Source organism: uncultured Methylobacterium sp. (assembly GCF_964251405.1).
GTDB lineage: Bacteria > Pseudomonadota > Alphaproteobacteria > Rhizobiales > Beijerinckiaceae > Methylobacterium.
The window spans coordinates 17,603-22,418 of record NZ_CAXUJR010000058.1; the positions used below are offsets into that span (position 1 = coordinate 17,603).

General features: G+C 73.0%; 6 protein-coding genes. 4 read left to right on the forward strand and 2 right to left on the reverse strand.

Features of this window, described 5'->3' with window-relative positions:
- Nucleotides 1-236: 236 nt before the first annotated feature.
- A complete protein-coding gene (locus ACFE7U_RS11710) occupies nucleotides 237-959 on the reverse strand; it encodes a uroporphyrinogen-III synthase (RefSeq protein ID WP_375409903.1) in 723 nt (240 codons plus the stop codon).
- Between the two features lie 165 nt (nucleotides 960-1,124).
- Here ACFE7U_RS11710 and tsaD point away from each other — a divergent pair, with 165 nt between their 5' ends.
- Genes tsaD through ACFE7U_RS11730 form a run of 4 tightly spaced genes read left to right on the forward strand, consistent with a single transcriptional unit; the run spans nucleotide 1,125 to nucleotide 4,125 of the window.
- Nucleotides 1,125-2,171 carry a tRNA (adenosine(37)-N6)-threonylcarbamoyltransferase complex transferase subunit TsaD gene (tsaD, locus tag ACFE7U_RS11715; protein WP_375409904.1) on the forward strand — a complete coding sequence of 349 codons (1,047 nt, stop codon included), beginning with the start codon at nucleotides 1,125-1,127 and terminating at the stop codon, nucleotides 2,169-2,171.
- 31 nt (nucleotides 2,172-2,202) lie between these two features.
- Nucleotides 2,203-3,195, forward strand: coding sequence for an NAD(P)H-dependent glycerol-3-phosphate dehydrogenase (locus ACFE7U_RS11720; RefSeq protein WP_375409905.1), 993 nt, complete (start codon nucleotides 2,203-2,205; stop codon nucleotides 3,193-3,195).
- The gene (locus tag ACFE7U_RS11725; RefSeq protein WP_375409906.1) at nucleotides 3,192-3,656 is read left to right on the forward strand and encodes a hypothetical protein; all 465 of its coding nucleotides are present in this window, start codon (nucleotides 3,192-3,194) and stop codon (nucleotides 3,654-3,656) included. The genes ACFE7U_RS11720 and ACFE7U_RS11725 overlap by 4 nt, the downstream gene beginning before the upstream one ends.
- Before the next feature lie 52 nt (nucleotides 3,657-3,708).
- Complete coding sequence (locus tag ACFE7U_RS11730) at nucleotides 3,709-4,125, forward strand: EVE domain-containing protein (protein ID WP_375409907.1); 417 nt, start codon at nucleotides 3,709-3,711, stop codon at nucleotides 4,123-4,125.
- 3 nt (nucleotides 4,126-4,128) lie between these two features.
- On the opposite strand, the gene ACFE7U_RS11735 is transcribed toward ACFE7U_RS11730, so the two are convergent.
- The gene (locus ACFE7U_RS11735) at nucleotides 4,129-4,785 is read right to left on the reverse strand and encodes a response regulator (RefSeq protein WP_375409909.1); all 657 of its coding nucleotides are present in this window, start codon (nucleotides 4,783-4,785) and stop codon (nucleotides 4,129-4,131) included.
- Between the last annotated feature and the right edge of the window lie 31 nt (nucleotides 4,786-4,816).

Genomic DNA, 4,816 nt, shown 5'->3' on the forward strand with positions numbered 1-4,816 from the left:
GCGGCAGGGCCGGGGGGCGTTTGCGGCGACGTGGTAGGGGCGGCGCCGGACGTGTTCCGGTTGGGATCGTTCCGGTTGGGGTCGTTGATGGGTGGTTTCACGAGGCCTGCTCCCTTCCCGGCACCTGCTACCGCGCCGGGGCCGACGACGCGAGACGCGCGGCGAGCCCGGCATGGGCGGCTTTGATTCTGTCTTCCGTCCTAGCACCACGACCCTCGCCGGAGCGAGACCGTATCTCACGTCAGGGCCGACAGCCGCGCCAGGATGCTCTCCTCGCTCGGCTGAGCCGCCACGAAATGGGTGATGCTCCCGGCCGCGACCAGGGGAGCGGCCACGTCCGCCGACAGGCAGTAATGCGTGAGCGCCCGGAAGGCTCCGCCGCATCCTGCCGAGATCGCCAAGGCCAGCGCCGTCTCGGCGCTGCGTCGGGAATAATGCAGGGCCGCGTGAAGGGCGCGGCCGCCGGTGTCGCCCAGCGCCTGGGCGACCGGGATCGGCAGTCGCGGTACGGCGTTCATCGCATAGGCGACATGGACCGTGACGGCGTAGCCCGCGGCGATGAGGGAGGCGGCCGGCTCGGCCTTGCGGTCGGCCCCGGCGAGGTGGAGGAGGCGGCCTCCCGCCGGCAGCGTCCCCTGCACTAGGCGGGCGAGGGCCGCCGCGTCCCCTCGCGCGTTCCGAACCTGCGGGAGACCGGCCTCGCGGGCGGCCCATGCGGTTCGGCTCCCGACGCAGAAGACCGGAACCGCAACGCCGTCTTGGCGCGCCGCCCATGCCGCCAACGCCGCGACGGCATTGGCGCTGGTGACGAGAACGGCGTCGAACGGTCCGACGGGCATCGCATCGTCTGTGGCCACCATCGCAAGGACCGGAGCCACGAGCGGGTCGTGACCGAGGCCGGTCAGCCGCAGGGCGGTGCGCGTCGCACCGGGCTCCGGCCGCGCGATCCAGATCCTCATCCCCATCGGGCCTCGAAAGACGCATCGTCGCCCGCAGCCTGGGCATCGGTCGGGCTGATGGCAAGCCTGCCGTGCGATGGCGCCCTCCGGCCGCGTTGCCCTCGTGGGGAACGTCGGGCGATAAGAGGCCGGCCGGCTACCCTGAGCCGGATCGGACAGGCATTCATGATCGTCCTCGGCATCGAGACCACCTGCGACGAGACCGCGGTCGCCGTCGTGACGCCCGGCGACGAGGGCGGCGGGCGCATCCTCGCCAACGAGGTCCTGAGCCAGATCGCCGAGCACGCGGCCTATGGCGGCGTCGTGCCCGAGATCGCGGCCCGCGCCCATGTCGAGGTGCTCGACCGGCTGATCGCCCGTGCCCTCGACCGGGCCGGCCTCACCCTGGCGCAGATGGACGGGATCGCGGTGGCGGCCGGGCCGGGCCTGATCGGCGGCGTCCTGATCGGCCTCGTCACGGCCAAGACCCTGGCGCTGGTCGCCCGCAAGCCGCTCCTGGCGGTGAACCACCTCGAAGCCCACGCGCTCACCGCCAGGCTCACCGACGGGATCGGCTTCCCGTATCTGCTGCTCCTGGCGTCGGGCGGCCATACCCAGCTCGTCGCGGTGAAGGGCGTCGGCGACTACGTCCGCCTCGGCACCACCGTCGACGACGCCATCGGCGAGGCCTTCGACAAGGCCGCCAAGCTCCTCGGCCTCGGATATCCCGGCGGCCCCGAGGTCGAGCGCATGGCCGAGACCGGCGATCCCGAGCGGTTCGGTCTGCCCCGCCCGATGCTCGGGCGGCGCGAGGCCAACTTCTCGCTGTCGGGCCTGAAGACCGCCCTGCGCATCGAGGCCGAGCGCATCGCCCCGCTGGCCCAGACCGACGTCGCCGACCTCTGCGCCAGCTTCCAGGCGGCGGTGGTGGACGTGGTCGTCGACCGGGTTCGGGTGGCACTTCGCGATTTCGGCGCGATCGCCGGCCATCCCACCGCCCTCGTGGCCGCCGGGGGCGTCGCCGCCAACGGCGCGATCCGCAGGGCGCTGGCGACCCAGGCCGGGGAGGCCGGCCTCGCCTTCGTGGCGCCGCCCCTGGCGCTCTGCGGCGACAACGGCGCGATGATCGCCTGGGCCGGCATCGAGCGCCTTCGCCTCGGCCTCATCGACGACCTCACCGCACCGGCCCGCGCCCGCTGGCCGTTCGCCGAACCGGCTTCGGCCACGGCGTGACGGCCGCGTCGCGTTCAGGGAGAGTGCGAGCATGAGCGGTGGGGTCGCGGTCATCGGCGGCGGGGCCTGGGGCACGGCGCTCGCGAACGCAGCGGCGGCGGCGGGCCGCCCGGTGAGCCTGTGGCTGCGCGACGCGGCGGTGGCGGCGCAGCTCCAGGCTTCGCGCGAGAACACCCGCTACCTGCCCGGCGTGGCACTCCACGATCGCATCCGCGCGACCGCCGACGCCGGTTCGCTCCGGGGCGCGGACATCGTCCTGATGGTCACCCCGGCCCAGACCCTGCGGGCCGTGCTGACGGATCTCGCCCCATCCTTCGGGTCTGAGGCAGCAATCGTGCTCTGCGCCAAGGGGATCGAGCGCGGCAGCGACGCCTTCATGAGTGCGGTCGCCACCGATGTCCTGGGTCAGGCGGCGCAGGTGGCGGTGCTGTCGGGTCCGAGCTTCGCGGCGGACGTCGCCCGTGGGCTCCCCACCGCCGTGACCCTCGCGGCAGCGGATGCCCGCCTCGCGGCCCGGCTCGCCGCCGCCCTCTCGGGGCCGACCTTCCGGCTCTACCACACCGACGACGTGCGCGGTGCCGAGATCGGGGGTGCCGGCAAGAACGTGCTCGCCATCGCCTCCGGCATCGTCGCCGGGCGCGGATTGGGGGAGAGCGCGCGCGCGGCCCTCATCGCGCGGGCCTTCGCGGAGCTCATGCGGTTCGCCCGCAGCTTCGGAGGGCGGCCCGAGACTCTGATGGGGCTGTCGGGCCTCGGCGACCTCGTCCTCACCGCGTCCTCGTCGCAGTCGCGCAACTTCGCCTTCGGCGAACGCCTCGGCCGGGGGGCTACTCCGGCCGAGGCGTCGGGCGGCAAGCTCGCCGAGGGCGCCTTCACGGCGGCGGCCCTCATCGCCCTCGCTCACCGCCAGGGCGTCGAGATGCCGGTGGCCGAGGCCGTGGCGGCGATCGTCTCGGGCGAGGCCAGCGTCGAGGCGGTGATCGCCGCGCTGCTGGCGCGCCCGCTCAAAGGGGAGGCCGAATGAGCGCCGGACCGGTCCACGCCTTCCTCGCCGGCCAGGGCCGTGACGGCGCCGGCCGTCTTCTCGACGAGGTGATCGCCTTCGACGACGCCCATATCGAGGGCGTCCACGATTTCATCCAGTGGTGCTTCCCGCTGCCCGAGGCGAGCCGGGCGGTGGCCGGCGCCCCGGTCCTCGACGCAGGCCAGGCGGAGGCGATTCGCGCCGACCCCGAGGCGCAGGCCGGCCTGCATCGCGCCCTCGACCGGATGACCCGGTTCTACGCCGGGACGAGCGGCTGGCTGCGCGCCCACGACCACAACCACCTGCGCATCAGCCGGATCATCGCCGCGGTCCGCGACCTCGTGGGCGCGGACCGCGCGGCGGCCTTCCACGCCGCCGTCCTGGCGCGGAATGCGCAGGCCGGCTCGCCCATCAACAGGGAGAGCCTGCGCTACTGGGATTCGGCCCTTCGCCGGGCCTGACGGCCACGCTTCCCCGCGCTAAGGAGCGTCATCGGCCCCCGGGGAGACCACGATGGCGTACTGGCTCTACAAGTCCGAACCTGCGACCTGGTCCTGGGACCAGCAGGTGGCGGCCGGTGCGACCGGGACGCACTGGAACGGGGTGCGCAACCACGTCGCCAAGCAGCATCTCCAGGCGATGCAGGTCGGCGAGCGCGGCTTCTTCTACCATTCCAACGAGGGCAAGTCCGTGGTGGGGATCGTCGAGGTCATCCGGCCCTACTACCCCGACGACAGCGACCCGACCGGCCGCTTCGGCATGGTCGACCTCAAGGCGGTCGAGCCTCTCAAGACGCCCGTGACGCTGCAGGCGATCAAGGCCGAGCCGCGGCTCGCCGCCATGATGCTCGTGACCCATTCCCGGCTGTCGGTGCAGCCGGTGAGCGAGGCGGAATGGGCGGTCGTGTGCAAGATGGGCGGGCTGACGTGACGCTCACCCGTGCCGCTGCGCCTGCGTCACCGCGATGTGGATCAGCTCCGCCAGCGTCCTGGCTCCGAGCTTCTGTCGCATCTGCGAGCAGGCGTTGGTGATGGTCTTGTAGCTCACCGAGAGGTCGCTCGCGATGGCGCCGTAGGACTTGCCCTGCGCCAGCCGGGCCAGGATCTCGCGCTCGCGCGGAGTGAGCTGCGCCTCCGGCATGCGGCGCGGGTCCATGCGCAGCATCGCGACCTCGGTGGCGAGCCGCCGGTCGAGATGCGGTTCGCCGGCCCGCACCCGCGCGAAGGCCTCGAACAACTCCACCGAGGCGTGGTCCTTCAGGACGTAGCCGAGCGCCCCCGCCTCTAGGGCGCGGGCGACGATGACGGGGTCGTTGTGCATGCTGAAGACGAGGATGCGGGTGCGCGGCGCGACCCGGCGCATGCGGCGGATGAGGTCGAGCCCGGCGAGCCCGCTGCCCTGGAAGGTCAGGTCGCAGATCACCGCCGCCGGGCGCAGGCGGTGGAACAGCCGGTAGCCGGCAAGCACGCTCGTCGCCTCGGCGATCGCCTCGATGCCCGCATCCTCAAGCACGCGGCGGCAGCCCTGCAGCACGATCGGGTGGTCGTCGATGACGAGGACGCGCTCGTTCGTCGTGGCGATGGCGTTCATGCTGGGCGTGCCGAGGCTGGCTCCTCGCCCC

Coding starts and splice junctions, on each gene's coding strand:
- ACFE7U_RS11710 (WP_375409903.1), bottom strand. CDS start 959: ATGAGGATCTGGATCGCGCGGCCGGAGCCCGGTGCGACGCGCACCGCC.
- ACFE7U_RS11720 (WP_375409905.1), top strand. CDS start 2,203: ATGAGCGGTGGGGTCGCGGTCATCGGCGGCGGGGCCTGGGGCACGGCG.
- ACFE7U_RS11735 (WP_375409909.1), bottom strand. CDS start 4,785: ATGAACGCCATCGCCACGACGAACGAGCGCGTCCTCGTCATCGACGAC.
- tsaD (WP_375409904.1), top strand. CDS start 1,125: ATGATCGTCCTCGGCATCGAGACCACCTGCGACGAGACCGCGGTCGCC.
- ACFE7U_RS11725 (WP_375409906.1), top strand. CDS start 3,192: ATGAGCGCCGGACCGGTCCACGCCTTCCTCGCCGGCCAGGGCCGTGAC.
- ACFE7U_RS11730 (WP_375409907.1), top strand. CDS start 3,709: ATGGCGTACTGGCTCTACAAGTCCGAACCTGCGACCTGGTCCTGGGAC.